Genomic DNA, 26,247 nt, shown 5'->3' on the forward strand with positions numbered 1-26,247 from the left:
CGGCTAACTCGCGGCCCCTCAGGGGCCGCGCTCGAGCGCGCCAGCGCTCCAATAAACACAGCCCCAAACCACCCGAGACCACTCAAACCCCGAAGCTCTGCCGCACCATCCCGCCCCCAGGACTACTCAAACCCACGTCACCCAGGACTACTCGACCCCAGGCAGCCCCACCCGAACCCCCGTCAGTCGATGCGCCCCAAAATCAACTCACCGGGCTTCCACTCCGATGTCGCTTCGATCGTCACCGCGTCCGTAAGCGCCGCCAAAGCTCCCGCGAAAGCCTCCGGCGTATCGGTATGCAACGTCAACAACGGCTGCCCCGCCACCACCAAATCACCCGGCTTGGCATGCATCTCGATACCGGCCCCCGCCTGCACCTTCTCCCCCTGACGCGCCCGCCCCGCCCCCAACCGCCAAGCAGCGACCCCCACCCCCATCGCCTCGAGCCGGGTGAGCACACCGGTCGACTCGGCCCGCACGACCTCGGTGTGCCGAGCAACAGGCAGCGGCGCATCCGGATCCCCACCCTGCGCCTGAATCATCGTCCGCCAGTGATCCATGGCCCGCCCGTCAGCCAGTACCTCGGCCGGATCCACATGCAACCCAGCCTGCGCGACCATCTCCCGAGCCAGCGTCAGAGTCAGCTCGACAACATCAGCAGGCCCCCCACCAGCGAGAACCTCCACCGACTCGGCCACTTCCATCGCATTGCCAGCGGTCCGCCCGAGCGGCGTATCCATCGCGGTCAGCAACGCGACCGTGTTCACGCCAGCGTCGCGCCCGAGTTCGACCATCGCCGTGGCGAGTTCCCGAGCCCCGTCGAGAGTCTTCAGAAACGCCCCCGACCCGACCTTCACATCCAGGACAAGCGCCGCCGTCCCCTCGGCGATCTTCTTGCTCATGATCGAACTGGCGATCAACGGAATCGACTCGACAGTCCCGGTCACGTCGCGCAGCGCATAGAGCCGCTTGTCGGCAGGCGCCAGATCAGCCCCCGCCGCGCAGATCACCGCACCGATCGCCGGATCGGCCAGGATCTCCCGCATCCGCGGCACGGTCACATCGGCCTGCCACCCGCGGATCGACTCGAGCTTGTCCAACGTCCCGCCGGTATGCCCGAGCCCACGCCCCGACAGCTGCGGCACCGCCGCTCCACACGCCGCCACCAGCGGAGCCAACGGCAGGGTGATCTTGTCGCCGACACCACCGGTCGAATGCTTGTCGACGGTCGGCCGAGGCAGATCGGTGAAGTCCATCCTGGTCCCCGACCCGATCATCGCGGCGGTCCACCGCGCGGTCTCGCGCCGGGTCATCCCCCGCCACACGATCGCCATGGCCAGCGCCGACATCTGCTCGTCGGCCACGACCCCCTTGGTGAACGCATCCACCACCCAGTCGATCTGGGCGTCCGACAGCTCGCCGCCGTCGCGCTTGGTCGAGATGACTGATACCGCGCTGTAGCCGCCACTCCGAGTCTTCGGGCCAGGCTCGTGCGCGGGCGGACTCCCGTCGGCGGCCGACTGCAAGTGGGTGGAGCGTTCGTTCGTTCCCGACGAGTTACCCATGTGCTCACTAAATCAGTGGTGACGTGCCTTCGCCAGTTCGACCGGCCGCCAGATCGTCCGGCCCGAACGCATAGGGCAACAGCTCGCTCAGCGGCTTCGGTCCCTCGGCGTGGTCCACCAGCAGTTCATTCCCACCGTGCTCGAACAGCAGCTGACGACACCGCCCACACGGCATCAGGATTTCGCCCCGGGAATCGGTCACCGAGACGGCGATCAGCCGCCCCCCACCGGACGAAAACAAGTTACCGACGAGTACACATTCGGCACACAGGGTTAGCCCATATGAGACATTTTCCACATTGCAACCGCTCACCATTCGGCCGTCCACACTGAGAGCAGCAGCGCCGACCGGGAAACCCGAGTACGGCGCGTAAGCCGACTCCATTGCGCCAATTGCCATGGTGCGCAGCGCATTCCAGTCGATTTCGGGCATCGAAAACCTCCAGCGGATCCCGTCGAACACGGGGAAAAGAGGCCGGAACACCAGTATCCGGCATCGAGAAAGGTAAACCTAACTCGCCTGTTTTACGCGCAACGCACGGCACGCCGAATTAGTTCCGCGAAACAGAGGGGATTAGAGTTCAGCGAAGATCGGTTCAGGTTCCCGGCGGCGGGCCAGCGCTCGAGAATACAGCGCAGCCACCTGGGCATTTGCCCCTCCACGCATGCCGGCGTCGGATCTGTGACCGGGTCCATCAACGACGTTGGAGGCACCGCACTCTATGACCACGATAGAAGCTCCGGCTCCGGCCCAGCCGAAGCGGAAGACGCTGTACCGCGGCGACCCCGGCATGTGGTCGTGGGCGCTGCACCGGATCACCGGTGTCACGCTGTTCTTCTTCCTCTTCGTGCATGTGCTCGACACGGCACTGGTCCGGGTCAACCCGGACACCTACGACAACTCCATCGCGCTCTACAAGAACCCCGTGGTCGCGCTCATGGAGATGGGCCTCGTCGTCGCCGTCCTGTTCCACGCCCTCAACGGCGTCCGGGTCATTCTCGTCGACTTCTGGTCCCAGGGTCCGCGATTCCAGAAACAGATGCTGTGGGTTGTCCTCGCCATCTGGGTTCTGGTCTCCGCCGCCGGCGTCGGCCGCCAGTTCTTCTACCTGCTGACGGAGCACTGATATGTCTGCACCTGTCCTCGGCAAGTCCTACGACCGCCCGGCCAGCCTCGACTCCCCGCGTTCGCCGCGCGGCAAGTCCAACGGCAACTTCGAGAAGTACGCATGGCTGTTCATGCGCATCTCGGGCCTGTTCCTGATCATCCTGGTCCTGGGCCACATGTTCATCATGCTGATGATCGACGGTGGCGTGAACCGCCTGAACTTCGCGTTCGTGGCCGGCCGCTGGTCGAGCCCGTTCTGGCAGTTCTGGGACCTGTCCATGCTGTGGCTGGCGCAGCTGCACGGCGGCAACGGCCTGCGCGTGATCATCGACGACTACTCGCGCAAGGACTCCACCCGGTTCTGGCTCAAGGTCATCCTGGTGGTCTCGATGGTCCTGGTCGTGAGCGTCGGCACCTACGTCATCTTCACCTTCGACCCCAACATCACAGGTTAGGAACAGGCCACCTCGCATGAGTGAATCCCGTCCGATTCAGGAGCATCGCTACGACGTGGTCATCGTCGGCGCCGGTGGCGCGGGCATGCGCGCGGCGATCGAGGCCGGTCCGCGCGCGCGCACGGCGGTCCTGACCAAGCTGTACCCGACCCGCAGCCACACCGGTGCGGCCCAGGGTGGCATGTGTGCCGCGCTGGCCAATGTCGAAGAAGACAACTGGGAATGGCACACCTTCGACACCGTCAAGGGTGGCGACTACCTCGTCGACCAGGACGCCGCGGAGATCATGGCCAAAGAGGCCATCGACGCGGTCATGGACCTCGAGAAGATGGGCCTGCCGTTCAACCGCACGCCCGAGGGCAAGATCGACCAGCGTCGTTTCGGTGGCCACACCCGTGACCACGGCAAGGCGCCCGTGCGTCGCGCGTGTTATGCCGCCGACCGCACCGGTCACATGATCCTGCAGACGCTCTACCAGAACTGCGTCAAGCACGACGTCGAGTTCTACAACGAGTTCTACGTGCTCGACCTGGTGATGACCGACACCGATCGTGGCCCCGTCGCCACCGGCGTCGTCGCCTACGAGCTGTCGACCGGCGAGATCCACATCTTCCACGCGAAGTCGATCGTGTTCGCCACCGGCGGCTCGGGCCGCATGTACAAGACCACCTCCAACGCCCACACCCTCACCGGTGACGGCATGGCGATCGTCTTCCGCAAGGGCCTGCCCCTGGAAGACATGGAGTTCCACCAGTTCCACCCGACAGGCCTCGCGGGCCTCGGCATCCTCATCTCCGAGGCTGTTCGTGGTGAAGGTGGCATCCTGCGCAACGCTTCGGGTGAGCGCTTCATGGAGCGCTACGCCCCCACCATCAAGGACCTCGCGCCGCGTGACATCGTCGCCCGCTCGATGGTGCTCGAGGTGGCCGAGGGCCGTGGCGCCGGGCCGAACAAGGATTACGTCTACATCGACGTAACCCACCTCGGCGAGGACGTGCTCGAGGAGAAGCTGCCCGACATCACCGAGTTCGCGCGCACCTACCTCGGCGTCGACCCGGTCAAGGAGCTCGTGCCGGTCATGCCGACCTGCCATTACGTGATGGGTGGTATCCCCACCCGCATCCGTGGCGAGGTGCTGCGCAACAACACCGACGTGGTCCCCGGCCTGTACGCCGCCGGTGAGTGCGCGTGCGTTTCGGTGCACGGCGCGAACCGTCTCGGCACCAACTCGCTGCTCGACATCAACGTGTTCGGTCGTCGCGCCGGCATCGCGGCCGCCGAGTACGCCAACCGCACCGAGTTCGTCGAAATGCCGGAGAACCCGTCGCAGATGGTGATGGACTGGCTCGAGCTGATCCTGTCCGATCACGGCAACGAGCGCGTGGCCGACATCCGCACCGAGCTGCAGGCCACGATGGATGCCAACGCGGGCGTGTTCCGTACCGAGGAAACCCTCAAGAAGGTCCTCACCGACATCCACACGCTCAAGGAGCGCTACACCCGGATCACGGTGCAGGACAAGGGCAAGCGCTACAACAGCGACCTGCTCGAGGCCGTCGAGCTGGGCTTCCTGCTCGAGCTGGCCGAGGTCACCGTCGTCGGCGCGCTCAACCGCAAGGAATCGCGTGGCGGCCACGCCCGCGAGGACTACCCGGATCGCGACGACGTGAACTTCATGCGGCACACGATGGCGTACAAGGAGGGGCCGGAGCTCATCTCCGAGATCCGCCTCGACTTCAAGCCGGTGGTGCAGACCCGCTACGAGCCGATGGAGCGTAAGTACTGATGACTGCCGCAGTCGATACCACCAAGCAGAAGCCGGCGCCGGTCCCCGAGGGTTCGGTCATGGTCACCGTCAAGGTGGCCCGCTTCAACCCGGAGAACGGTGAGGGCGCCTACTGGGATTCGTTCCAGGTGCCGGTCCTGCCGACCGACCGCTTCCTCAACGTGCTCATCTACATCAAGTCCTACCTGGACGGCACCCTCACCTTCCGGCGCTCCTGCGCCCACGGTGTGTGTGGCTCCGACGCCATGCGGATCAACAATGTGAACCGCCTGGCGTGCAAGGTGCTGATGAAGGACCTGCTGCCCAAGGGCGACAAGACCCTCACTATGACCGTCGAGCCGATCCGCGGCCTGCCCGTGGAGAAGGACCTCGTGGTCGACATGGAGCCGTTCTTCGACGCGTTCCGCGCGGTGAAGCCCTACCTGATGACCTCGGGTAACGAGCCCACCCGCGAACAGATCCAGAGCCAGGCCGACCGGGCCCGCTTCGACGACACCACCAAGTGCATCCTGTGCGCCTGCTGCACCACGTCGTGCCCCGTCTACTGGACCGACGGCAGCTACTTCGGCCCCGCCGCGATCGTGAACGCGCACCGCTTCATCTTCGACAGCCGTGACGAAGGCGCCCGCGAGCGTCTCGACATCCTCAACGATGTCGAAGGTGTGTGGCGTTGCCGCACCACGTTCAACTGCACTGACGCATGCCCTCGTGGCATCGAGGTCACCAAGGCGATCCAGGAAGTCAAGCGGGCCCTGCTCTTCACCCGCTAGCCCTTCTCGTCACAAGGCCGTTCGCACCGAAAGGTGCGGGCGGCCTTTGTCGTTCGTCGGCACTTGCGGGGAATGAGCGGTTGATGGATAGTGTTCCTATCCATAATAGATAGTGTTGGTATCCATCCTGGGAGAACCCATGATCACCCTCATCGCCCTCATAGGCTCACTCGTCGTCTTTCGCACGCTCGGAGCCCTCGGCGTGACCAGATTCGCCTCGTGGTCCGCCAGTGCCGCCCACGCGCTGGCCGTCATACTGGTGATGACGGGGACCGCGCATTTCATGCCGGGCAGTGTCACCGTGATGCCCAACTATGACGACATGGTCGGCATGATTCCGCCGTTCGTCCCGTTCCCCGGCTTCATGGTGCTGGCCAGCGGAGTGCTGGAACTGCTCGCCGCGATCGGACTGGTTCTCACCCGCACGCGATGGATCGCGGGCTGGGCCCTGGTCCCACTGTTCCTGCTGCTCCTGCCCGCCAACATCTACGCCGCCCTCAACGACATCCCCTTCGCGGGAGAGCCGGCATCGCCACTGTGGCAGCGGATCCCGGAGCAGGTCCTCTACATCGGGTTCGCGATCTGGGCCACCCGATCCGCACCCCGGGTCGTACCCGCGTTGCGGCGGCGCGAACCGTCGACAGTCTGAGCCTTGTCCGCGACCGCCGCCTTCATCGAAAGACGAAGGCGGCCTTTGCCGTTCACTAGGATTGCCAGGTGTCGCAGACATGGATGCCGGTATTCGGCTACAACAACAAAGTCGCCCCCGCGAGCGGGATGCTGGTCGGCGGGTCCATAGCGACCCTCATAACGCTCTGGCTACCGATCTTCGAGATCGACCGCAGGCGAGGCAAACGAACCTACTCGTTGTGGGATCTACGCGAAGTCGGTGCTCCCGGCTTGCCACTGCTGGTCTTCGGCGCGGCCCTGCTGGTCGTTGCGGGTTTCGTCGCATACCGCCGATACATACCGAGGGCGTGGTTGTCCTGCCTCGCGATCGCCGAAACCCTCGGCATCCTGATCGCGCTGAGCATCGGATTCACGATCACCTTCGCACGTCTGGACTATCCAGCCTCCACTTCCTTCACGTTCAACCCCTGCCTACTGATCCTCATCGGCGGGCTCACCGCCACGCTTGTCGGCTCGTGGCAGCAGCCGAAGTCCCAGGATCACCGATCCGAACCGGCCGAGTAGAACAGTTCTCCCTGCGGTGAGCTAGCGGTAGTGGGCCACGGCGTCCAGGACGGCGGATCGATAAGAGCGGCCGAAGAGGACGGCGTGGGCCAGCAGTAGGTGGAGTTGGTGGAGGGGGATGCGGGTTTGCCAGTCGAGGGCCAGTGGGTGGACTTCGTTGTAGGCGGCGATGATTCGGGCCAGGTGGGGGGTGCCGCCGAAGAGGTGCAGGGTGGCCAGGTCAGTTTCGGGGTGGCCGCCGTGGGCGGCGGGGTCGATCAACCAGGGGGTGTCGGCGGGTCCCCAGACGATGTTGCCGGGCCAGAGGTCGCCGTGGATTCTGGCCGGGGGTTCGGTGGGGGCTTCGATGTGCATTGATTCGACATAGGTGGCGTCGGCGGGGTCGAGAGCGCCCGCGTCGACGGCGAGTCTCAGGTACGGCAGTATTCGGCGCTCGAGGTACCAGCTCGACCAGTCGTCTGCGGGGGTGTTGTCGAGTGGCAGCCCGGCGAGGAACCCGTCGGACGAGGCACCGAAAGTGGGGGCGCCCGCACCGTGGGTGGTCGCCAACCCCGCGCCGAACCGTTCGGCGGCGACAGCGGTGGGTTCGCCATGATCCACCCACTGCAGCAACAACAGCTCCTCGGTCTGCGCGTACAACGCTGGCACCGCGACCCCGTCAGCCTCCCGCAGCCACCGCAGCCCGTCCGCTTCGGCCGCGAAGAGACCAGCCGGGGCGGGCACGGGGGCGGCGGTGGGAGCGGCGGAAATCCCGCCCGGCCAGGTCTTGAGAAACAGCTGCGTCCCGTCATCGAGCACGACCCGCTCGGCCACACTGATCGACCCGCCTGCGACAGGTGTGGTCCGAAGCCGTTGATGGGCGAGAAACGTCGGCAGCAGGTGCGGGTTCGCACGCAGAAACGGCAGGTCCACTCCCCCATCTTGCCCAGCCGCCCGCATCGTCGTCGGCGAACAACCGAATCGCGCCCGACCACCTGCCGCGGCAAGCGGACGTCCGCGATCAAGGAAACGGTGGGGCAGTCGCCCAGGTTTCGCCGGCTACGACGATGTGGTCGAGGTAGCGCAGGCCTACGGTGCGGGCGGCTTGGTGGAGCAGGGTGCTGGCTCGGCGGTCGTCGGGGCTCGGGGTGGGGTCGCCGGAGGGGTGGTTGTGGACTACGGCGAAGGCTCGGCCGTCGTGGCGGAGGACGGTGTTGAGGATTTCTCGGACGGGGACGGCGACGTGGTCGATGGCGCCTTCGGCGACGAAAGCGCGGTGGCGTAGGCGGTTCTGGGTGTCGCAGATCAGGACGAGGAGGCGTTCTACGCGAGCGCCCGCGAACAGGGGGAGCGCCACGGACGCGATGTCGTCGGGGGTGGTGAGTTGGGGTACCGAATCGGTGGGGGTGCGCGAGCGGGTGCCGAGGTGGAACGCGGCGACGACCGTGGCGGCTTTGGCGGGGCCGATGCCCGCGCGGGCGGCCAGTTCTTCGGGGCGGGCGGCGGCGAGTTCGGCCAATCCGCCGTAGTCGCTGATCAATTGGGCCGCGACTTCGAGCGCGGATTGGCCTCGGGTGCCCTGGCCGAGCAGCAGCGCCAGCAGCTCGCCGTCGCTGAGCGCGTGTGGGCCGAGCATGAGCAGTCGCTCGCGCGGACGTTGGGCGAGCGGCAAACTCGCGATCGGAACCGACATCGTTTCCCCCTGCGGATCGGTGACTGACTCCGATAGTCGCAGGGGGTACCGACAGACTCGGGCTACCCCTCGGCCACCACCTCGGTGACGCAACCCGAACCTGAACCTTCCCCCGTTAGGAGGGCTCCGCGCTGAGGACGGGGGGATCGGTACTGAATACCGAATCCGCCATCAACCGTTCCAGATTGCGTAGCTGGCGTTCGTGCACCACGATGCGGCGCAGCGCCTCGTTGACGGTGGCGTTGCTGTCGGCGGTGCCCATGATGTCGGCGGCAGCGGCCAGCAGGCGCTGATCGAGATCTATTCGCAGAGTGCGCACACATCCTCCTCAGGAACAAACGCAATCTTGCGTGATGCCCGCCTGGCGCGTCGGCTAATTCACCGCGTCGTTACCGAACCCACGCGTTCGCAAGTCCGCACAGCGGTCGGCGGTCGCGGCTGGCAATCGCACAGAAAACACAGTTCACCGCCGGAATCCGACCGTGACCAACCCTGCAACTGTGCAGTTTGCGTAGTTGGCGGCGCGGTTGTTGTCGCGACGCCACCGCGGTGCTTGCCTGGAGTCATGTTCACCGAGGCCCAGCTCTACTCGCCGGTGACGCGCGAGCGTGACGGCGACGTGACGGTGCATCTCAGCGATGACCACCCCGGCCGCCGCGACGAGCACTACCGCGCCCGCCGCAACGCCATCGCCGCGCTCGCACTCGACTACTCCCCCGGCACTCGCCCACCCCACATCGACTACACCGACGACGAACAACAGGTGTGGCGGATCGCCTCGGCGGAACTGGCCCGCAAGCACGAGATCTATGCCTGCCGTGAGGTCCGTGAAGCCGCGCGCAACCTGGGCTTGCCGCACGATCACATCCCCCAACTCGACGAGGTATCGCGGCTGCTCACCCCGCTCACCGGCTTCCGCTATGTGCCCGCCGCGGGCCTGGTCCCCCTGCGTGAGTTCTTCGGCTCCTTCGCCGAGCGCACCTTCCATTCGACCCAGTACATCCGCCACCACTCGGCCCCGCTCTACACCCCGGAACCCGATGCGATCCACGAGATCATCGGCCACGCCAACCAGATCTCCAGCCCTCGTTTCGCCGCACTGTACGAGACGGTCGGCGCGGCGGTGGCCCGGCTGGAGACCGACAGCGCGCTGAAGTTCCTCGCCGATGTGTTCTGGTTCTCGCTCGAATTCGGCGTGGTGCGTGAGGACGGCGAAATCCGTTGCTACGGCGCCGGATTGCTCTCCTCGTACGGCGAGATCGACGAATTCCGGGACGCGCGACTTCGCCCGCTCGACGTCGCGGAGATGGGCACCATCGCCTACGACATCACCCATTATCAGCCGGTGTTGTTCTGCGCCGATTCGGTGGATCAGATCGTCGACGTGCTCGGCGAATTCTTCACGACCATGGACGACGAGACGCCGGCCAGACTCGGCCAGCCGACCCGCACCGGCTGATAGCTACCGTCGAAAACCTTGTCACAGAACACAGTTCGACAACCGGTCATTCTCACTTGGTGAGACCTGGCACGCGGGACTCATTGCGAAACTGTTACTTTCGACCCGTTCTTCGAGCTTTTTGAAAGGGTCGGGTAGACCGAAAATGACTGTGGACGTGACGGATACGCAGGCCGAGCAGAACCCGGAACCGGAAGCCCCGCTGTGGCTGCAGGGCAGGGAAGCCGTGATCGCCGCTGCGGCGCCGGAACAGTGGCGTGGCAATGTTCCCGACTACGAGCTGAGCCACGAGGTGATCCCGCGCGAGCGCAGCGTCGAGCACGCGCCCGGTTCGCTCGAGGCGATCGTCGAGGACCTGGTGAAGGTCTTCGAGATGGAGGTCTCGCACAAGGCCGACCCCGCGACGTGGCTGTCGGTGGTGGCCGATCAGTACCGCGGCCGGGTCAACGGTGGGGTGTGGCAGGACGCCGAGGAGTTCGCTCGCATCGGCAGCTACAACATCCTGATCGGCGACAACCCGTACTACGACGCCGAGAACGAGACCTTCGATTCCTCGCACAAGATCTTCCACACCGCCTTCCCCGGCGGGTTCTTCTGGGAGGTCCAGGAAGTGCTGTCCGGCCCGCCGGCAGTGTGCTTCCGCTGGCGCCACTGGGGCAAGTTCGAGGGTGAGTACAAGGGCCACCAGCCCACCGGTGAGCACATCGAGATGTTCGGTATGACCATCGCGCGGGTGAGCGAGGATCTGCGCATCCTCGAGCTCGAGCACTTCTACGACAACAACAAGCTGCTCGGCCCGCTGGCCCACGGTTGCCCCGTGCAGCACGGCGAATAGGCATTACTGCCGTTCGGTGCGCTCCGGCGCATCGAACGGCAGGCCGTCTTCCAGGAAAGCCAGTGCGGCGGCGAGGGTTTCGGTGTTCATCGGTGTGGTCGACATGACCGCGAGCACCCCGCCGATCATCGCGCCCGCGGTGACGCGCACCTCGAAGTCCTCCGGCGAACGCCCCAGGTAGTCGGCCATCAACTCCGCGGCGAAGCCGATGCTGCGGTGATATTCCTGGCCGATCGCCGAGCGCAGTTCCGGCACTCCGAACAGCAGTGCCTGACGTTGCCGTTCGAAGGTGAACTCCTCGGGGTCCATCTCGGCGAAGACCGCGCCCATCGCGTGCCGGAACGCCGCGATGGGGTGTTGGCCCCGAGGTTGCGCGCGCAATGCCGCGTCCATCGCCGGGTCGAGGTCGTCGGTGAGGACGAGCTGCTCCTTGCTGGGGAAATAGCGGAAGAAGGTGCTCGGCGAGACCTCGGCCGCGGCCGCGATCTGCTCGACCGTGGTCTCGCCGTAACCCTGCTCGCGAAAGAGCCGGAACGCCTCGACCCGGATCGTCTTGCGGGTTCGTTCCTTCTTCCGCTCACGTAGCGACCGCTCAACCGACATGCGCCGATTCTGCCGCAACCGACCCGTCCAGCGACGACCGCTGCCCTCGCACGAACACCGCGCCGGCCACCGCCGCCACCGCGCACAGCCCGGCGCACACGCCGAGCATGGTGTCCATGCCCGCGACGAACGCGGACTGCACCTGCGCCAGCGCGACCGGATCATTCGCAGTGGCGGCCACACCCGCATTCACGCCGTCGGAGATCGGTGGCCGGTTCAGCGCCCCCAGATCGGATCGGTACGCGGTGGCGAGCACGGTGCCGAGCACGGCGACGCCGATGGTGCCACCGGCCTGCCGAAGTGCTTGCAGCAGTGCCGAACCCGAGCCCGATCGGGCGGCGGTGAGCTCACCCAGCGCCATACCCATGGCCGCGGGCATGACCACTCCCATACCGATGCCGAGCACCGTCGTCCACACCGCGGTGAGCCCGTAACCACTGTCGACCCGGGTGAAGGCGCCGAGGCCGATTCCGCCTGCGAGAACAGCGAATCCGGCGGTGAGCACCACCCGGGCACCGAGCCTTGGCAGCAGTACGTCCACCAGCCTGCTGCCGACCACCAGCCCGCCGATCATCGGCAACAGCCGCAACCCGCTCCCGAGCGCGTCGACACCGAGCACGGCTTGGAAGTACTGCGGGACGGTGAAGAACATGCCGAACATCGCGAAGCTGACCAAGATGGAAATCGCGGTGCCCCAGCTGAATCCGGGGCTGGTGAACAGCGCGAGGTCGATCAGCGGGTGCGCGGCGCGGCGCTGCCACCAGAGGAAGACCGCCAGCAGCGCGACGCCCGCGACGACGACGATCCAGGCCGCGATGTCGTCCCAGCCGTGGTCGCCGATTCGGATGAAGCCGTAGGTCAGCCCGAGCATGCCCGCCGCCGACAGGGCGGCTCCCCCGAGATCAATGCGAAATGTGTTGTCTGCCCGTGATTCCGGCACCAAGGTCGCGACTGCCAGCGCGCCGACGATCACCAGTGGCACATTGATGAGGAACACCGACCCCCACCAGTAGTGCTGCAGTAGCCAACCGCCGACGATCGGACCGAGGGGAAGGCCGATCGCGGTCGAGGTGACCCAGATCGTCACCGCGCGTTGTCGTTGCGCCGGATCGCTGAACAGCACCGGAAGTACCGCCATCGACAACGGCATCATCGCGGCCGCGGCAATCCCGAGCACTACCCGCGCGGCGATGAGCTGTCCCGCCGAGCCAGCGAACGCGCAGGCCAGCGAGGCCACCCCGAACAGCATCAGGGCGGCGAGCAGCATCCTCTTGCGGCCGTAGCGGTCACCGAGTGCGCCCGCGGGCAGCATCAGCGCGGCGAGGGCGAGGGTGTAGGCGCTGCTGAACCATTGCAGCGCAGCGGTATTCGCGTCCAGGTCGACTGCGAGGGTCGGGATGGCGACGGTGAGCACGGTGACGTCGAGTCCGATGGTGAGCATCGCCAGGGCGAGCGCACCGAGCGCAAGCCAGCTGCGGGTGTCTTCGGTCCGCATATCTCCTCCAAAATGAAAGTGTCTACCATTTGATGGTAGCTCTCATTTACTGGAAGCTGTCAATAGCTTCTCCGCCCGGACAGCCCCGAGCGTGTCGCCCGGATCTCCGGCCGTGGAACGCATCGCGGCTGCGCTCATTAAGCTGCGAGGCGATGAGGATTCGTGAAGTCGGCGTGCGCGCCGCATGCTGTCTCTGCGCCGCCGCCACCGTCGCCGCGCTCGCAGGCGCTCCCGCCGTTGCCCAACCCACCACCGACCGGCCGTCGACCAGTGCCCCGGCACCGGGCGCCCCGCCGACACCGGGCAACACGTCACCGCCGATCGGCTCGAGCACCACGCCCCCGTTCACCACCCCGAACACCGACGACTGCCCGCAGAAAACGCAGCCGCCCGCCCCGATCGACACCTCGGAGGTCCCCGCACCGGGCGAACCGACGCCGAGCCCGCTGCCGGTCCCCTCCCCCGCCATCGGCGGCCAGCGGATGGGTGACTGCGGGGTGCTCGTGCCCGACGGCGCACCCTCGGTGCCCGCCGAGATCTCGGCCACCTCGTGGATGGTCGCCGACCTCGACACCGGCCGCGTGCTCGCCGCCAAGGACCCGCACGGCCGCTACCGCCCCGCCAGCACCATCAAGGTGGCCCTGGCCATCGTCGCGCTGCGCAGCCTGGATCTCGACGACGTGGTCGTCGGCACACAGGCCGACGCCGACGTCGAAGGCACCAAGGTCGGCATCGGGCCGGGCGGCCGCTACACCAATCGTCAACTCCTGCAGGCCCTGATCATGTGTTCGGGCAACGACGCCGCCCATGCGATCGCCACCCAGCTCGGGGGTGACAAGGCGACCGTGGCGAAGATGAACGACCTGGCGAAGACGTTGCGCGCCTCGGACACTCGCGCGTCGACCCCGTCCGGCCTCGACGGGCCCGGCTCGAGCATCTCGGCCTACGACCTGGCGGTGCTGTTCCGCGAGGCGATGAGCATCCCGCTGTTCGCCGAGCTGATCCACACCGAGCAGGCCGACTTCCCCGGTTTCCCCGCCGACCCGAAAATCCCTGGCGACACAGATCATCCGGGCTTCCCGATCGGCAACGACAACCAGCTGCTCTACAACTACGCGGGCGCGATCGGCGGTAAGACCGGCTTCACCGACGACGCCCGCCAGACCTTCGTCGCCGCCGCCGAACGCGACGGCCACCGCCTGGTCGTCACCTTGCTCAAAGCCGATGTGCGCCCGATCCGCCCGTGGGAGCAGGCCGCGCGTCTACTGGACTACGGTTTCGCCCTCGACACCGACGCCAGGGTCGGCAAGCTCCCCGAAATCGGCAGCGAGGCAGTACAACCCACCGTTCCGCTGGCCTCACCGCCGCCGCGCGCCGACGGTTCCCAAGGCGACACGGTGCGACCGGAACACCAGGGCGCACGCATCGCGACGCTGATCGGCGGGCCCCTACTGGTCGTCGTACTGCTGCTCTGGGCACGCAGGGTCTTCCGCCGCAGGCGGTGACCCCCTGCGGCGACCTGGACGATTGATCACCAGGCGATGGTGGTGACATCGCCTGCGAGAGCGAAAACCCCTGAAAGCCTGGTGATCAATCGTCCAGGTGGGTCAGCGGCGCGCTAGCGGCGTTTGCCGACCAGTATCAAGGCGATGGCCGCGACCACGCCCGCGCCGAAGTAGGCGGCGCCCGCACCCGTCGACACCCCGTGCTCGACCACCCGTGGCCGGATGACCACCGGATTCGGCGGCGCGACAGTGGCGGCTCGTTCGTTGTCCGAGGAGGTCGCCGCCCACGCCGTCGCGAACAGCAGGATGCGGTAGGTCATGTAGCTGAACACCATCAGGCCGATGATCGACCCGAAGGTCGCGCCCGCGGGACTCGACAGCACCGTCCGCAGGTAGATCGCACCGATGATCTTGAAGATCTCGAAGGCCACCGCCCCGAGCACCGCCGCGCGCGCCGCACTGCGCAGCGACACCGGTTCGCGCGGTAAGCGGGCGATCATCCACGCGAACACCGCCCACGAGGCGAGAAATCCGAGCGCGATCGACACCAGTCGCAGCACCAGCGAGGCCCCTGGCAGATGATCGGTGCCGAGCAGTTCGAGCACCCGCTTACCCAGCCCACTCGCGGCGACCGCCGACAACCCGAGCGACACCACAAAGGCAAGACCGAGGCCGAGCAGCGCACCCAGATCCGACAATTTTGCCTGCCACCAAGGCTTTTCGGGGCTTTGACTGGCCCACTGTTCGGTGAGCGCGGCTCGCAGGTTCGCGATCCAACCGAGCCCGGTGTAGAAGCCGACCAGCAGGCCGATGACGCCGACCGTGCCGCGCGACTTCAGTGCCTGGTCGATGAGTTCGTTGATCTGGGTGCCGAAGGAACCGGGAATGTTCTCGATGACCTTGGCCTGCAGCTCGTTCAGCAGTTCCGGGTGGCCTGCCAGGATGAAACCGGCCACCGAGAACGCCACCATCAGCAGCGGAAACAGCGACAGCACAGTGAAATACGTGATGCCCGCGGCATAGAAGTCACCGCGCTGACTCTGAAATCGACCACCGGCCCTGACCAGGTGATCCAGCCAGGGCCTTTGCCCGATCTGCTTCTCGACAGCTGCCGAGATGTTGTCGATCAACTGCATGACACGCGCCCCTTCAGCGAAAACCTCAGGTGCGCAACGGGTCAGCGAGCGAGGAAGCCAACCCGGTCGTACACCTGAGCAAGTGTGTTGCCTGCGATCTCCCGCGCCCGCTCGGCGCCCGCGGCCAGAATCCGGTCCAGTTCTGCCTGATCCGACAGGTAGTCCTTGACCTTCTTCTGCACGGGCGTGACGAATTCGACGAGCGCGTCGGCCACCTCGGCCTTGAGATCACCGTAACCCTTGCCGGCGAAATTCTGTTCGAGGTCCACGATCGGGGTGGCGGTGAGCGAACTCAGGATCACCAGCAGGTTGCTCACGCCCGCTTTGTTCTCGGGGTCGTAGCGAATTTCGCGCTCGGTGTCGGTGACCGCCGAGCGCACCTTCTTCGCGGTGACCTTCGGGTCGTCGAGAAGGTTGATCAGGCCGCCGTCGCTGGAGGCCGATTTGCTCATCTTCGCGGTCGGATCCTGCAGGTCGAAGATCTTGGCGGTGCCCTTGACGATGTGCGGCTCCGGCACGACGAAGGTCTTCTTGTAGCGAGTGTTGAAGCGCTGGGCCAGGTTTCGGGTGAGCTCGAGGTGCTGGCGCTGGTCCTCGCCGACCGGTACCTGGTGCGGGCGGTAGAGCAGGATGTCGGCGGCCATCAGCACGGGGTAGGTGAACAGGCCGACGGTGGCGTTGTCGGCGCCCTGCTTGACGGACTTGTCCTTGAACTGGGTCATCCGGCTCGCCTCACCGAAACCGGTGATACAGCTCAACACCCACGACAGCTCCGCGTGCTCGGGCACCTGACTCTGCACGAACAGGGTGGACTTCGCGGGGTCGATGCCGAGGGCGAGCAGCTGGGCGGCGGCGGACTTGGTGCGCGCGCGCAGCGCCTTGGGATCCTGGCTGACGGTGATCGCGTGCATATCCGGGATGAAGTACAGCGCGTCGTACTCGTCCTGCATCGTCACCCAGTACTGCAGCGCACCCAGGTAGTTGCCGAGGTGGAAGGAGTCGCTGGTGGGCTGGATGCCCGACAGCACCCGCTGCTTGCGTTCGGCCGTCGCGGCCGGGGCAGGACTGGACATACCCCGAATCTTTCCATGCCCATCAAGCGGAATTTCGCTGCACCCAGTTGAGCGGATCGACACCGGGCATGCTCGGATGCCCGGTTCGGATCATGTGCTGTTCGCGACGGGCCAGCAGCTGATAGGAGGGAGTGCTCGGCCCCGCGAGGGTGCCCGCCAGGATCCGGGGCGCCAGCGGCGGGGCGAGGTGGGCGGTGCGGATGCTGCGGCACAGCGCGCGGTGGGCCAGTTCGTCGGAGATTCCCCACTCGATGCCGTACATCTGCCGGATTCGCGGCGGCAGACTGCCCTGGACCAGCAGATACAGCGCGGAACCGGCCTGTTCGACGGGCGGGCGCAGTCGGTACGCCTTGCGATGGCCCGCGAGATAGGAACCGACCAGCTGCGCCTCGTCGGTGAGGAACAGTTCGGTCGAGTTCAGGTAGCTGTCGAAGTAGCGGCGGAAGGCCGGGTAGTCGGCGGGCGCGGCGTCGCGCGGCATGCCGAACAGCTCGCCCCAGCGGACGTAGTCCTGGTAGAGGTCTTCGCGCTCGGTGGCGGTGAGTTCGCGCACGAGGCGGTCGTGCATGACCTCGGCCGAGTCGAAGGTGAAGGCCATGGTCATGAACATCAGGTGCGGGTCGTGCGCCGAGTAGGCAGTGCCCGCCGGGTGGGTGCCCGCGTCTTCGGGCAGGGTACCGACCACGCGTTCGTGCTTGCGCCGGGTGAAGGCGAGGGCCCGGTCGGCCTCGGATTTGCTGCCGAGGAACACCGCCTCGAACAGGGCGCCGGTGACGGCGAGCCGGGTGTAGGGGGTCGTCCGGTGTGCGGTGTGCTCGCTGGTGCCGACGAACAGCAGCGGGTGCACCGCGCCGATCACCAGGGCTCGCAGGCCGTAGGTCAGGCCGACCGCGCGCTTGCTCATCACCCGCCGGATCATCGAATCGTCGGCGAAATATCCGGGTGTTGCCTGCCGCGTAGCCATGCTGCGTCTCCTCGTCGAGTGCATCTGGCAATAGAATCCTCCAGAATTGCAATTCTGGCAAGAGTTTCTACCAGAACACCGTCGGCGGACGAAGGCACGCACAATGGGAGCCGTGGCAGCACAGCGGACATACGGTGGCGTTTCGGCCGAGCAGCGCCAGACCCAGCGGCGTACCGCGCTGCTCGACGCGGCCCTCGACATCGTGGCCGAGGACGGACAGGCCAAGCTCACCGTCGCCGGACTGTGCGCCCGCGCGGGCCTCAACGAGCGCTACTACTACGAGAGTTTCCCGAACCGGGACGCGGTCCTCGAAGCACTCCTCGATCGGATCGCCGAGGAATTGGCCGCGGCCATCGGCCTTGCCCTCGCCGCGGCGGTCAAGGACAGCCGCGGGCAGGCGCACGCCGCGATCCGCGCGGGCATCGCGGTACTCACCGACGACCCGCGCAAAGCTCGCGCGGCCCTGGTCGCGAGCGTGGCGACACCGGAACTGCGGGCCCGCACCGCCCGCACGGTCAGCGGGTTCGCCCGGCTGGTCGCCGCCGAAGGCACCGGTTTCTACGGTGCGACGGCCCCGGAAGCCGTCGTCGACTTCCGGGCCCTCTACCTGATCGGCGGCCTCGTCCAAACTCTGACGGTCTGGCTGGCAGGCGATCTCCCGCTCACGCGCGAGGAATTGGTCGACCAGATCACCGAGGTCTTCGTACTACTCGGCGACGACCTGGCCGATCGCTACCGCTGAGGCTCGCTATGGGCACGTGGAGTCGCAGTTCGCCGTAGCTGTCGATGACCGAGAGCATCTCCGCCGAACCGGTCGAGGTACCCGCGACCGCCGACCGACGACTTGCGCGATCACTAGCCGAGCAGGCACGGTCGGCTAGCTGAGCACGCACGGTCAGCTAGCCGAGCAGACACGATCAGCTGGCCGAGCAGGCACAGTCGGCGCGGGCTTTGTCGGGCCCGATCAGGCCGTGTCAGCGGTCCCGCTATCGGCGAGCGCGCTTACGCAGCAGGAGGAACGCGACGACGCCGCCGAGGACGAGCGCGAACGCGGCAACGGCGATGCCGATTCCGAGCAGTGCCGTGGAGTTGTCGTCATCGGCGGCCTGCGCGGTGTCCGGCACGTCCGGGGCCGAACTGTCGCCGGTGGATTCCATCCGATATGTGGGCCCCGGCTCCGGTGTGCCGGTCACCGAAAGATCCAGCTCGATGGGCACAGGACGCACGGCACCGCGCTCCTGCACAGTCGGCGCCGCCTGCACGGCGATGTAATACCAACCGGCAAGGGCGTTCTCCGACACTTCCCTCTCCGAGGCATCGCGGTTGCTGTAGCGGACCTCGGGGGTGGCCAGGGCGTCCTTGTTGCTCGGCACGGTGTCCGGCGAACCGTTGTAGGAGGAGAAGTCGTAGTCGACCTCCTTGCGGTACGGGGTGTACAGCGTGCTGGTGACGGGCGAGACGTTGTCGAGGCCGCGACCCGGCGTCTCGAGGAAACGCACCCGATAGGCCAGGCCCTGACCCCAGTCGAGTTTCACCTTGTAGAACACGAATTCGCCGCGCTGCAAGGTGTCGCTGTAGACGCCGGACCCGTCGAGCGGGGTTGCCACATTGAACGAGCCGCCGCCGGTCACCGGTTCCACCGGCGTGGTCGGCGCGGTGAACCGAACCAGCGCCGGTTCGGCCGCCGGGCCCGCGTCGGTGACGCCCGGTTCGACGGTGACGTTCAGTTCCAGCGGCACCGTCGCCGGTGCGCTGTCGGCGACCCCGGCCCATTCCACGGTGAAGTAGTACCGGCCGCCGCCCTTGCACTTGTCGGTGCGCACGGTGCCGTCTTTCGGCACGGTCGCGCCGGTCCAGGTCGAGCTGACCGTGAGTGCGACCCCGTCGTTGGATCGCACGGCGTTCTCGTGCTCGAAGGCGTGGCAGTCGGTACCTTCCGCGCCGAATACCCGCAGGTACAAGCTGTTGTTCGCGCGCTCCGGATCGTCTTCGGTGAGCGGGAAGGACACCGTGCCGCTGAAGTAGGCGGTGGCCCCTTCCGGGATGTCGACGGCGTAGTAGCGCGGCTTCTTGTGGCCGATGGTGTCGAGATACTGACCCGGCACGACCGCCGGTGCGTTCTGGTAGCCGTCGGAACCTTCGACGGGCGTGCCCGCCGACGCGTATTCGCGCAGCGCCGCGGTGCTCACGCGGGGCAGCACCTGTTCGAGGGCTTTGCCGTCGGCGGCGTCGGTGTAGGTGCCGCCGGTGGTTTCCGCGATGCAGGTGAGCTGGGCGCGGGAGGCATCGTCGACGCCGAAACCGATGGCGTGCATGACGATATCGGCGCCCTGGCTGCTGAGTTCGCGCGCGACTTCGCACGGATCGGGTGGCGCGCAGGTGTCGAGGCCGTCGGAGACCAACACGATCGAGCGCGGGCCCTCGGTCGGCAGGGCGCTCGCGGCGGTGCGCAGCGCGGTGCCGATCGGGGTGAAACCGCTGGGCTCGATGTTGTCGACGGCCGTGGTGAGCGCGGGTTTGTCGATGGTGTCGGCCGGTTGGAGCACCGAGACATCGCGACAACCGGCGGCCTTTTCCGCGTCGGTGGATCCGGTCCCGGTGCCGTACACCGACAGTCCGACCTTCGCCGCGGTGGGCGCGGTCGCCACGAAACTACGCACCGCGGTCTTCGCCGCGTCCATTTTGGTGCCGCCGCCGGGCTCGGTGGCCAGCATCGAACCGGAGGCGTCGAGCACCAGCATGGTCGGTGCGTACTGGGATTCCGTCGGCGCCGCGAACGCCGGAACAGCTAGCGGTACAAGTCCCATCGCGCCAGCCGTCAGCAGACCGATCAACTTCGCGAAACGCAACGCACAGCTCCTACCCGATCCGCCGGATTTCGACGCACCAGCAATCGACCCTAGCCGCACGAACCTCACATAGGGGACATTACGGATGCGCGGTCATCCAGTCAGACGGGTCGGCTTCGGTAGCCGCGCGGTGAAGACAGTAGGCCGACAGATCTCGCCGCGGCAGCCGTCAATTCCGGTGGCGCCCACGCCACGAACGGGGACGGCAGCGACACCGACGTACCCGGCAAGGGGATTCAGGCCGACAGTGCGACCGCGCCGAAGGTCTCCGGATCACCTTGCAGGACAACGCGGAACGCCACATCGCGACGGGTCCAATAGGCGGCGCAGTCGCGCATGGCCTCGTCGAACCAGGCGCGTTCGGTGGGGTCGGCGGCGAGCAGGTCGGCGGCGGTCCGCACCACGGCGACGTAACCGGGGGCGTCGCCGACGAAATCGTCCAGGTCGCGCAGGCATTCGTCGAAGGCGTCCTTGTTGGCGCCGAAGTAGTACGGGAACTGGAAGGCCGCGGCGAACTCGTCGAACAACTCCGCCACGGTGCGCATCTTGGCGCCGCGCAGCTCACGCACCCGGTAGTCGGCGGGTGCGTCGTAGCGGACGCCGCTGAACTGATTGGCATCCACCGGCAACGCGCCGAGCACCGGCGCGGTGGTCGCGGCGGGCGCCTCAGTGTTGGGACGAGCGAGGAACTGCGACAACGTCATCGGTGAAGTCATCAGCGCATCCTTGTGAAGGTTTCGTAGTGGTCGCCGGTGTACCAGGCGGAGCCGTCGCTGCCGGTGACGATGCGCTCGGCGTCACGACCACGGTTGCGCTGCTTGGGATTCACATCCCACTCCTGGTACTTCACCGGGTTGCCCGCCGAATCCTTGGGCGGCAGTTTGGTTCCGCGATTCATGAACTGCTCGCCACCCTTGGTGCCCTGCGCGTTGGCCGAACCGGGCCAGCGACCCGCATCGATCTCGACGAGGGTGGCATAGGCGCGGTCGGGTACACCCGCGGTTTTGGTAACAGGCGAGGCCGACGAATTACCGGCAGGCGGACCAGGTTTCGGCGCACCGACAGTCGTGGTAACCCCGGCAACCGCCTTCGTGGTGGTCGTCGTGGTGCTGTCGGTACCGCGACCGCCGAACAGGGTGAGGCCGATGGCCGCCAACACGAGAACGAGTCCACCGAGCAGGCTGAGAGTCTTACGTGAGAGTTTCATCGATACTGGACAGTAACGGGCGCGTGGTCGGACCACCGCTGGTCGTAGGCGTCAGCGCGTTCGACGACGGCCTGTTTGGCGCGCGAGGTCAGTTCGCCGAGAGCCAACTGATAATCGATTCTCCACCCGGAGTCGTTGTCGAAGGCGCGGCCGCGGTAGGACCACCAGCTGTAGGGGCCCGCGACGTCGGGGTGCAGGGCGCGCACCACGTCGACGTAGCCCGCTGCCAGGAGCTCGGCGATCCAGGCGCGTTCCTCGGGCAGGAAGCCCGCTGATTTCTGGTTGCCCTTCCAGTTCTTCAGGTCGACTTCGGCGGGGGCGATGTTCCAGTCGCCGCTGACGACGAACTCGCCGGTGCGCGCCTTCAGGTAGGCGCCGAGCTCGGCCATGAAGCGGTACTTCTCGTCCTGCTTGGGGGTGTTCTCCTCGCCCGAGTGCACGTAGACGCTGGCCGCGGTGACGTCGCCGAAATCGGCCTCGATATAGCGGCCCGACTGCGCGAACTCGGTGCTGCCGAACCCGATGCGCACGGCATCGGGTGCGCGCCGCGACAGAATGCCCACGCCGGCGCGGCCCTTGGATTCGGGCTCGGCATGTGAAAGTACCCAACCCGCGTCGAGTGCGGGGGCCAGCGCGGTCGCGGTCTGCGCGTCGGTCGCTCGGGTCTCCTGTAGGCAGACGATGTCGGCTTCGGTCGCCGCCAACCAGGCCAGCATGCCCTTGGTCGAAGCGGCACGGACCCCGTTAACGTTCACAGTTGAGAGGATTATCGGCACTGTACGACCGTACAATGCTGGTAGGGATGCTCCCCCGGACACTGCCGTCCAGGAAGGGGTGATTGACGATGACGTCACGCACCGCCAAGTCCACCGCCCGCCCCGCGCCGGTCGCTGCGCTGCACATCGGGTCCGGCGACCCGGTCCTGCTGTTGCACGGGTTCCTGCTCTCGCCGCACTGCTGGGAGCAGGTCGCGCAGCGGATGTCGGCGCATTGCGAGGTGTACGCGCCCGCGTTCGCCGGGCACTGGGGTGGCCCGAAGGTCGAGGGCTGGGCCCTTGACGTGTACGCGCTGGCAGATCAGATCGAAGACCAGCTCGACGAACTCGGCTGGCGCACCTGCCACATCGCGGGCAATTCGCTCGGCGGCTGGGTGGGGCTCGAGTTGGCGCGTCGCGGCCGGGCCCGCACGCTCACCACCATCGCGGCGGCCGGCGGATGGGCGTCGCCGTCGTTGAGTCAGGTCAGGATCGGCATCAAGTTCGCCTCGCTGATCCCGTTCATCGAAATCGGCAAGCGACTGGGCGATGCGGCGGTCAACAACGGGCTCGTGCAGCAGGTGGCCGCGATGCTGGTCTCGAAGCACACCGGCGCGGTCGCCCGGCGCGACCTCGCGGCCATGCTCACCGCGGTCCTCCATTGCGAGGCGATCATCCCGCTGATCCTGGGCAGCCTGCGGGCTCCTGGCATGGACGATCTGGGCGAACTGAGCACCCCTGTCCGGATGCTGCTCGCCGAGTACGACCGGATCATCCCCAACCGCGTGTACGCCACCCGCTACCTGCGCGAACTGCCCGAGTCGGCGGATCGAATCGTGGTGCACGGGGTGGGCCATGTGCCGATGCTGGAGGCACCGGACCGCATCGCCACGCTGATCGCCGAGCACATCTACGCCAGCCGCGGACACCTGCGCGCGGTGTGAAAACCCGGCCGCGACAACACTGTTCGCGGCCTGCACCTTCACCGCCGAGCCGCATCCAGGCTCGGCGGTTTTTCCGCGCTCATCCGCGCGGGCCCGCTCTCGCCGGTGACCCCGGTCACCCTCGGACCTACGTAACAGCGGCGTAACGGATCGGAAAATTCGTGTCTACATCTATGCACCACCGTCTGTGAGTCGCCGATTTCGAGCGGCAGCGGATGAGGGAGAGAGGGAAATGGCCGGAGCAGATACTGCCGCCAAAGAAACACTCGAGGACTACACGCTGCGTTTCGCCCCGCGGAGCTACCGCAAATGGAGCCCCGCGGTCGTCGGCATTTCCGCCCTCGGCGGCATCGCCTACCTGGCCGATTTCGCGATCGGCGCGAATATCGGCATCGCCCACGGCACCGGAAACGCCCTGATCGGCATCGGTATCTTCGCCGTGGTCGTGATGCTCACCGGTTTTCCGCTGGCCTATTACGCGGCGCGCTACAACATCGATCTCGACCTGATCACGCGCGGTAGCGGTTTCGGCTACTACGGCTCGGTGATCACCAATATCGTGTTCGCGTCGTTCACCTTTATCTTCTTCGCGCTCGAAGGTTCGATCATGGCGCAGGGCCTGTTGTTGGGCCTCGGAATCCCCTTGTGGATGGGCTATTTGCTGTCCACGGTGATCATCTTCCCGCTGGTCATCTTCGGGATGAACACCCTGGCGAAACTGCAGGTGTGGACCACTCCCCTGTGGCTGCTGCTGATGGTGGCGCCGTTCGGGTTCCTACTGCTCAACCACCCCGATTCGGTCGGTTCGTTCTTCGCCTACGGCGGTAAGGACGGCCAGGGTGTGAGCGTGTCCGGTGCGCTGCTGGCCGCCGGTGTGTGCCTGTCGCTGATCGCCCAGATCGCCGAGCAGATCGACTACCTGCGCTTCATGCCGCCGCGCACGCCGGAGAACCGGGCCAAGTGGTGGGGCTGGATGCTCCTTGCGGGTCCCGGCTGGGTGCTGTTCGGTGCGGCCAAGCAGGTCGTGGGCCTGTTCCTCGCGGTGTACCTGATCGCGAATCTGCCTGCGGCCCAAGGCATCGCGAACCAGCCGGTGCACCAGTTCCTGGAGATCTACAAGGACATGGTGCCGGGCTGGCTTGCCATGACCCTCGCGGTGGTGCTGGTGGTCATCAGCCAGGTCAAGATCAACGTGACCAACGCCTACTCCGGCTCGCTGGCCTGGACCAACTCCTACACCCGCGTCACCAAGACCTACCCGGGTCGCCTGGTCTTCCTGGTGGTGAACCTGGTGGTGGCGCTGATCCTGATGGAAGCGAACATGTTCGACTTCCTCAACAGCATCCTGGGCTTCTACGCCAACTGCGGCATCGCCTGGATCGTCACCGTGGCCACCGACATCGCGGTGAACAAGTACCTGCTCAAGATCTCGCCGAAGGTCCCGGAGTTCCGTCGCGGCATGCTCTACGACTTCAACCCGGTCGGCCTGGTCGGCTTCGGGCTGTCCTCGGTGCTGTCGATCATGACCTTCTTCGGCCTCTTCGGTGAGCTGCTGAAGCCGTACTCGCCGGTGGTCGCGGTGCTGGTGGCCTTCGTCGCCACCCCGCTCACCGCGATCGCCACCAAGGGCAAGTACTACCTGCGGCGCACCGACGACGGCATCGACGTGCCGATGTTCGACAAGCACGGCAACCCCGCGGGCGACCTGCTCCCCTGCCACGTCACCGGCATGGAATTCGAGCGACCGGACATGATCGCCTCGGCGGTGCCCGGTCCCGAGGGCGAGATCCAGTACATCAGCTCGCTGGCGCTGTCCACGGACAAGCACGGCAAGCACCTGCTGCCCCCGCAGGACTGACAACTACAGCGAAGGCCGTGCGGTTCGTGCCGCACGGCCTTCGCTGCGTTCAGAGCAGTTTTCGGACGATCGGGGTCGGCAGCGCGCGCAGCGCATAGCCCAGCGGGACCCACGGCCAGGCGGGAACGTACGCCTTCGCGCGACGCTTCTCGATCGCGGCGACCATGGCGCGCACACCGGTTTCGGTGTCCACCATGAACTTCGGCGGATGCTTGACCTGGTCGTTCATCTCCGAGCGGATGTAGCCGGGATAGATCACCGACACATCGACGCCCGGAATCGCCTCCATGCGAACACCTTCGGCCAGCGCCGCGACGCCCGTCTTGGTGGCCGCGTAGGTGGTGAGTTGCTTGGGCATGCCGCGCACGGCGGACAAAGACGAGATCATCACCAGGTGACCGCGGCCCTGCGCACGGAAGATCTTCAACGCCGCCTCGCTCTGGGCAAGGGCGGCAATGAAATTCACCATCGCGGTCTCACGATTGGCCTTGTGCAGTCCGGTCCCCAGCGGTGCGCCCTTACCGAGACCGGCGTTGATGATCACCCGGTCGATGGTGCCGAGTTCTTCGGCGAACTCGTCGAAGACGGTGAACACCGCGGCGTCGTCGGTGACATCGAGTTGCTTCACCGAAACGATGCGGTCGGGGTGTGCGGCCAGGATCTCGGCGCGCAGTTCGTCGAGCCGCTCTGTGCGCCGAGCACACAGGCCGAGGTCGTACCCGAGCGCGGCGAACTGGCGAGCCATCTCGGCCCCGAGCCCGGAGCTGGCGCCGGTGATCAGAATGGTGCCTCGGCTCACGACTGCGCCGTAATTCGTCGGGGGGTGATTCGCGATTCCATGCCCTCACGCTAACCACCGCGCGGCCGCCGCGCTCCATGATCGGCGACTTGCGCCGCTGTCCCCGCGTCGGCACAGCCCCCCGACCGAGCTGTTCGGCACAGGTCAGCGGGCCGTCGGCAGCACCCGGTCCGTCGGTGGGTGGCGCCGACAGCCACTTTCGTCGGTGGTGATGC

General features: G+C 66.6%; 27 protein-coding genes. 11 read left to right on the plus strand and 16 right to left on the minus strand.

Annotated elements, in window-relative coordinates; translation table 11 throughout:
- Positions 1-182: 182 nt before the first annotated feature.
- Positions 183-1,565 carry a thymidine phosphorylase gene (locus ACFW6D_RS25425; RefSeq protein ID WP_379332072.1) on the minus strand — a complete coding sequence of 461 codons (1,383 nt, stop codon included), beginning with the start codon at positions 1,563-1,565 and terminating at the stop codon, positions 183-185.
- Between the two features lie 7 nt (positions 1,566-1,572).
- A complete protein-coding gene (locus ACFW6D_RS25430) occupies positions 1,573-1,998 on the minus strand; it encodes a cytidine deaminase (protein ID WP_379332074.1) in 426 nt (141 codons plus the stop codon).
- 289 nt (positions 1,999-2,287) lie between these two features.
- Between ACFW6D_RS25430 and sdhC the strand changes: the two genes are divergently transcribed.
- The 4 genes from sdhC to ACFW6D_RS25450 are packed head-to-tail and all read left to right on the plus strand — an operon-like array spanning position 2,288 to position 5,684.
- On the plus strand, positions 2,288-2,692 hold the full coding sequence (gene sdhC / locus ACFW6D_RS25435) for a succinate dehydrogenase, cytochrome b556 subunit (protein ID WP_379238103.1): 405 nt from the start codon (positions 2,288-2,290) through the stop codon (positions 2,690-2,692).
- 1 nt (position 2,693) lies between these two features.
- The gene (locus tag ACFW6D_RS25440; RefSeq protein ID WP_379332076.1) at positions 2,694-3,128 is read left to right on the plus strand and encodes a succinate dehydrogenase hydrophobic membrane anchor subunit; all 435 of its coding nucleotides are present in this window, start codon (positions 2,694-2,696) and stop codon (positions 3,126-3,128) included.
- Between the two features lie 34 nt (positions 3,129-3,162).
- Positions 3,163-4,914 (plus strand): succinate dehydrogenase flavoprotein subunit, encoded by a 1,752-nt coding sequence (gene sdhA / locus ACFW6D_RS25445; RefSeq protein ID WP_379332219.1) that lies wholly within the window; start codon positions 3,163-3,165, stop codon positions 4,912-4,914.
- Positions 4,914-5,684: a succinate dehydrogenase iron-sulfur subunit gene (locus ACFW6D_RS25450; protein ID WP_379332077.1), complete on the plus strand. Its 771-nt coding sequence runs from the start codon at positions 4,914-4,916 to the stop codon at positions 5,682-5,684. The genes sdhA and ACFW6D_RS25450 overlap by 1 nt, the downstream gene beginning before the upstream one ends.
- A gap of 486 nt (positions 5,685-6,170) precedes the next feature.
- On the opposite strand, the gene ACFW6D_RS25455 is transcribed toward ACFW6D_RS25450, so the two are convergent.
- Positions 6,171-6,233: a hypothetical protein gene (locus tag ACFW6D_RS25455; protein ID WP_379332221.1), complete on the minus strand. Its 63-nt coding sequence runs from the start codon at positions 6,231-6,233 to the stop codon at positions 6,171-6,173.
- A 168-nt stretch (positions 6,234-6,401) separates the two neighbouring features.
- Between ACFW6D_RS25455 and ACFW6D_RS25460 the strand changes: the two genes are divergently transcribed.
- Positions 6,402-6,878 (plus strand): hypothetical protein, encoded by a 477-nt coding sequence (locus ACFW6D_RS25460; protein ID WP_379332079.1) that lies wholly within the window; start codon positions 6,402-6,404, stop codon positions 6,876-6,878.
- 21 nt (positions 6,879-6,899) lie between these two features.
- On the opposite strand, the gene ACFW6D_RS25465 is transcribed toward ACFW6D_RS25460, so the two are convergent.
- From ACFW6D_RS25465 to ACFW6D_RS25475, 3 genes are all read right to left on the minus strand, one after another.
- Positions 6,900-7,790 carry a fructosamine kinase family protein gene (locus ACFW6D_RS25465; protein ID WP_379332081.1) on the minus strand — a complete coding sequence of 297 codons (891 nt, stop codon included), beginning with the start codon at positions 7,788-7,790 and terminating at the stop codon, positions 6,900-6,902.
- A gap of 88 nt (positions 7,791-7,878) precedes the next feature.
- Entirely contained in the window at positions 7,879-8,550 is a 672-nt protein-coding gene (locus tag ACFW6D_RS25470; protein ID WP_379332083.1) for a RadC family protein, read from the minus strand.
- 115 nt (positions 8,551-8,665) lie between these two features.
- Positions 8,666-8,869, minus strand: a complete 204-nt coding sequence (locus ACFW6D_RS25475; RefSeq protein WP_379332085.1) for a type II toxin-antitoxin system VapB family antitoxin — start codon at positions 8,867-8,869, stop codon at positions 8,666-8,668.
- A gap of 246 nt (positions 8,870-9,115) precedes the next feature.
- On the opposite strand from ACFW6D_RS25475, the gene ACFW6D_RS25480 reads away from it, so the two are divergent.
- On the plus strand, positions 9,116-10,009 hold the full coding sequence (locus ACFW6D_RS25480) for a phenylalanine 4-monooxygenase (protein WP_379332087.1): 894 nt from the start codon (positions 9,116-9,118) through the stop codon (positions 10,007-10,009).
- Between the two features lie 157 nt (positions 10,010-10,166).
- On the plus strand, positions 10,167-10,844 hold the full coding sequence (locus ACFW6D_RS25485) for an ester cyclase (RefSeq protein WP_379332088.1): 678 nt from the start codon (positions 10,167-10,169) through the stop codon (positions 10,842-10,844).
- A gap of 3 nt (positions 10,845-10,847) precedes the next feature.
- Here the strand turns inward: ACFW6D_RS25485 and ACFW6D_RS25490 are convergent, their stop codons facing one another.
- Positions 10,848-11,447 carry a TetR family transcriptional regulator gene (locus tag ACFW6D_RS25490; protein WP_379332089.1) on the minus strand — a complete coding sequence of 200 codons (600 nt, stop codon included), beginning with the start codon at positions 11,445-11,447 and terminating at the stop codon, positions 10,848-10,850.
- On the minus strand, positions 11,437-12,942 hold the full coding sequence (locus ACFW6D_RS25495; protein WP_379332091.1) for an MFS transporter: 1,506 nt from the start codon (positions 12,940-12,942) through the stop codon (positions 11,437-11,439). Before ACFW6D_RS25495 ends, ACFW6D_RS25490 begins: the two co-directional genes overlap by 11 nt.
- A 152-nt stretch (positions 12,943-13,094) precedes the next feature.
- On the opposite strand from ACFW6D_RS25495, the gene ACFW6D_RS25500 reads away from it, so the two are divergent.
- Positions 13,095-14,447: a D-alanyl-D-alanine carboxypeptidase family protein gene (locus ACFW6D_RS25500; RefSeq protein WP_379332093.1), complete on the plus strand. Its 1,353-nt coding sequence runs from the start codon at positions 13,095-13,097 to the stop codon at positions 14,445-14,447.
- A 113-nt stretch (positions 14,448-14,560) separates the two neighbouring features.
- On the opposite strand, the gene yhjD is transcribed toward ACFW6D_RS25500, so the two are convergent.
- From yhjD to ACFW6D_RS25515, 3 genes are read right to left on the minus strand one after another with little or no spacing between them, the layout of a single operon-like run.
- Positions 14,561-15,583: an inner membrane protein YhjD gene (gene yhjD, locus ACFW6D_RS25505; RefSeq protein ID WP_379332095.1), complete on the minus strand. Its 1,023-nt coding sequence runs from the start codon at positions 15,581-15,583 to the stop codon at positions 14,561-14,563.
- 41 nt (positions 15,584-15,624) lie between these two features.
- The gene (gene trpS / locus ACFW6D_RS25510) at positions 15,625-16,656 is read right to left on the minus strand and encodes a tryptophan--tRNA ligase (protein WP_379332097.1); all 1,032 of its coding nucleotides are present in this window, start codon (positions 16,654-16,656) and stop codon (positions 15,625-15,627) included.
- 22 nt (positions 16,657-16,678) lie between these two features.
- On the minus strand, positions 16,679-17,620 hold the full coding sequence (locus tag ACFW6D_RS25515) for an oxygenase MpaB family protein (RefSeq protein WP_379332100.1): 942 nt from the start codon (positions 17,618-17,620) through the stop codon (positions 16,679-16,681).
- 103 nt (positions 17,621-17,723) lie between these two features.
- Between ACFW6D_RS25515 and ACFW6D_RS25520 the strand changes: the two genes are divergently transcribed.
- On the plus strand, positions 17,724-18,362 hold the full coding sequence (locus ACFW6D_RS25520; RefSeq protein WP_379332102.1) for a TetR/AcrR family transcriptional regulator: 639 nt from the start codon (positions 17,724-17,726) through the stop codon (positions 18,360-18,362).
- A gap of 244 nt (positions 18,363-18,606) precedes the next feature.
- On the opposite strand, the gene ACFW6D_RS25525 is transcribed toward ACFW6D_RS25520, so the two are convergent.
- The 4 genes from ACFW6D_RS25525 to ACFW6D_RS25540 all read right to left on the minus strand — a co-directional run bounded on the left by ACFW6D_RS25525 (position 18,607) and on the right by ACFW6D_RS25540 (position 22,452).
- Positions 18,607-20,469, minus strand: a complete 1,863-nt coding sequence (locus ACFW6D_RS25525; RefSeq protein WP_379332104.1) for a VWA domain-containing protein — start codon at positions 20,467-20,469, stop codon at positions 18,607-18,609.
- 236 nt (positions 20,470-20,705) lie between these two features.
- On the minus strand, positions 20,706-21,185 hold the full coding sequence (locus tag ACFW6D_RS25530; protein ID WP_379332106.1) for a barstar family protein: 480 nt from the start codon (positions 21,183-21,185) through the stop codon (positions 20,706-20,708).
- Positions 21,185-21,676 (minus strand): ribonuclease domain-containing protein, encoded by a 492-nt coding sequence (locus ACFW6D_RS25535; RefSeq protein WP_379332107.1) that lies wholly within the window; start codon positions 21,674-21,676, stop codon positions 21,185-21,187. The genes ACFW6D_RS25530 and ACFW6D_RS25535 overlap by 1 nt, the downstream gene beginning before the upstream one ends.
- On the minus strand, positions 21,673-22,452 hold the full coding sequence (locus tag ACFW6D_RS25540; protein ID WP_379332109.1) for an exodeoxyribonuclease III: 780 nt from the start codon (positions 22,450-22,452) through the stop codon (positions 21,673-21,675). Before ACFW6D_RS25540 ends, ACFW6D_RS25535 begins: the two co-directional genes overlap by 4 nt.
- Positions 22,453-22,520: 68 nt before the next feature.
- Here ACFW6D_RS25540 and ACFW6D_RS25545 point away from each other — a divergent pair, with 68 nt between their 5' ends.
- Together ACFW6D_RS25545 and ACFW6D_RS25550 are read left to right on the plus strand one after the other, a co-directional pair.
- The gene (locus ACFW6D_RS25545) at positions 22,521-23,375 is read left to right on the plus strand and encodes an alpha/beta fold hydrolase (protein ID WP_379332111.1); all 855 of its coding nucleotides are present in this window, start codon (positions 22,521-22,523) and stop codon (positions 23,373-23,375) included.
- Positions 23,376-23,607: 232 nt separating this feature from the next.
- Positions 23,608-25,233 carry a purine-cytosine permease family protein gene (locus ACFW6D_RS25550; RefSeq protein ID WP_379332113.1) on the plus strand — a complete coding sequence of 542 codons (1,626 nt, stop codon included), beginning with the start codon at positions 23,608-23,610 and terminating at the stop codon, positions 25,231-25,233.
- A gap of 49 nt (positions 25,234-25,282) precedes the next feature.
- Here ACFW6D_RS25550 and ACFW6D_RS25555 read toward each other — a convergent pair whose 3' ends face one another.
- Positions 25,283-26,032 (minus strand): SDR family oxidoreductase, encoded by a 750-nt coding sequence (locus ACFW6D_RS25555; RefSeq protein ID WP_379332115.1) that lies wholly within the window; start codon positions 26,030-26,032, stop codon positions 25,283-25,285.
- Positions 26,033-26,247: the final 215 nt, after the last annotated feature.

Source organism: Nocardia sp. NPDC058705, from assembly GCF_042749305.1.
Classification (GTDB): domain Bacteria; phylum Actinomycetota; class Actinomycetes; order Mycobacteriales; family Mycobacteriaceae; genus Nocardia.

Coding starts and splice junctions, on each gene's coding strand:
- ACFW6D_RS25425 (WP_379332072.1), bottom strand. CDS start 1,565: ATGGGTAACTCGTCGGGAACGAACGAACGCTCCACCCACTTGCAGTCG.
- ACFW6D_RS25430 (WP_379332074.1), bottom strand. CDS start 1,998: ATGCCCGAAATCGACTGGAATGCGCTGCGCACCATGGCAATTGGCGCA.
- sdhC (WP_379238103.1), top strand. CDS start 2,288: ATGACCACGATAGAAGCTCCGGCTCCGGCCCAGCCGAAGCGGAAGACG.
- ACFW6D_RS25440 (WP_379332076.1), top strand. CDS start 2,694: ATGTCTGCACCTGTCCTCGGCAAGTCCTACGACCGCCCGGCCAGCCTC.
- ACFW6D_RS25450 (WP_379332077.1), top strand. CDS start 4,914: ATGACTGCCGCAGTCGATACCACCAAGCAGAAGCCGGCGCCGGTCCCC.
- ACFW6D_RS25470 (WP_379332083.1), bottom strand. CDS start 8,550: ATGTCGGTTCCGATCGCGAGTTTGCCGCTCGCCCAACGTCCGCGCGAG.
- ACFW6D_RS25480 (WP_379332087.1), top strand. CDS start 9,116: ATGTTCACCGAGGCCCAGCTCTACTCGCCGGTGACGCGCGAGCGTGAC.
- ACFW6D_RS25490 (WP_379332089.1), bottom strand. CDS start 11,447: ATGTCGGTTGAGCGGTCGCTACGTGAGCGGAAGAAGGAACGAACCCGC.
- ACFW6D_RS25495 (WP_379332091.1), bottom strand. CDS start 12,942: ATGCGGACCGAAGACACCCGCAGCTGGCTTGCGCTCGGTGCGCTCGCC.
- ACFW6D_RS25500 (WP_379332093.1), top strand. CDS start 13,095: ATGAGGATTCGTGAAGTCGGCGTGCGCGCCGCATGCTGTCTCTGCGCC.
- yhjD (WP_379332095.1), bottom strand. CDS start 15,583: ATGCAGTTGATCGACAACATCTCGGCAGCTGTCGAGAAGCAGATCGGG.
- trpS (WP_379332097.1), bottom strand. CDS start 16,656: ATGTCCAGTCCTGCCCCGGCCGCGACGGCCGAACGCAAGCAGCGGGTG.
- ACFW6D_RS25515 (WP_379332100.1), bottom strand. CDS start 17,620: ATGGCTACGCGGCAGGCAACACCCGGATATTTCGCCGACGATTCGATG.
- ACFW6D_RS25520 (WP_379332102.1), top strand. CDS start 17,724: ATGGGAGCCGTGGCAGCACAGCGGACATACGGTGGCGTTTCGGCCGAG.
- ACFW6D_RS25530 (WP_379332106.1), bottom strand. CDS start 21,185: ATGACTTCACCGATGACGTTGTCGCAGTTCCTCGCTCGTCCCAACACT.
- ACFW6D_RS25535 (WP_379332107.1), bottom strand. CDS start 21,676: ATGAAACTCTCACGTAAGACTCTCAGCCTGCTCGGTGGACTCGTTCTC.
- ACFW6D_RS25545 (WP_379332111.1), top strand. CDS start 22,521: ATGACGTCACGCACCGCCAAGTCCACCGCCCGCCCCGCGCCGGTCGCT.
- ACFW6D_RS25550 (WP_379332113.1), top strand. CDS start 23,608: ATGGCCGGAGCAGATACTGCCGCCAAAGAAACACTCGAGGACTACACG.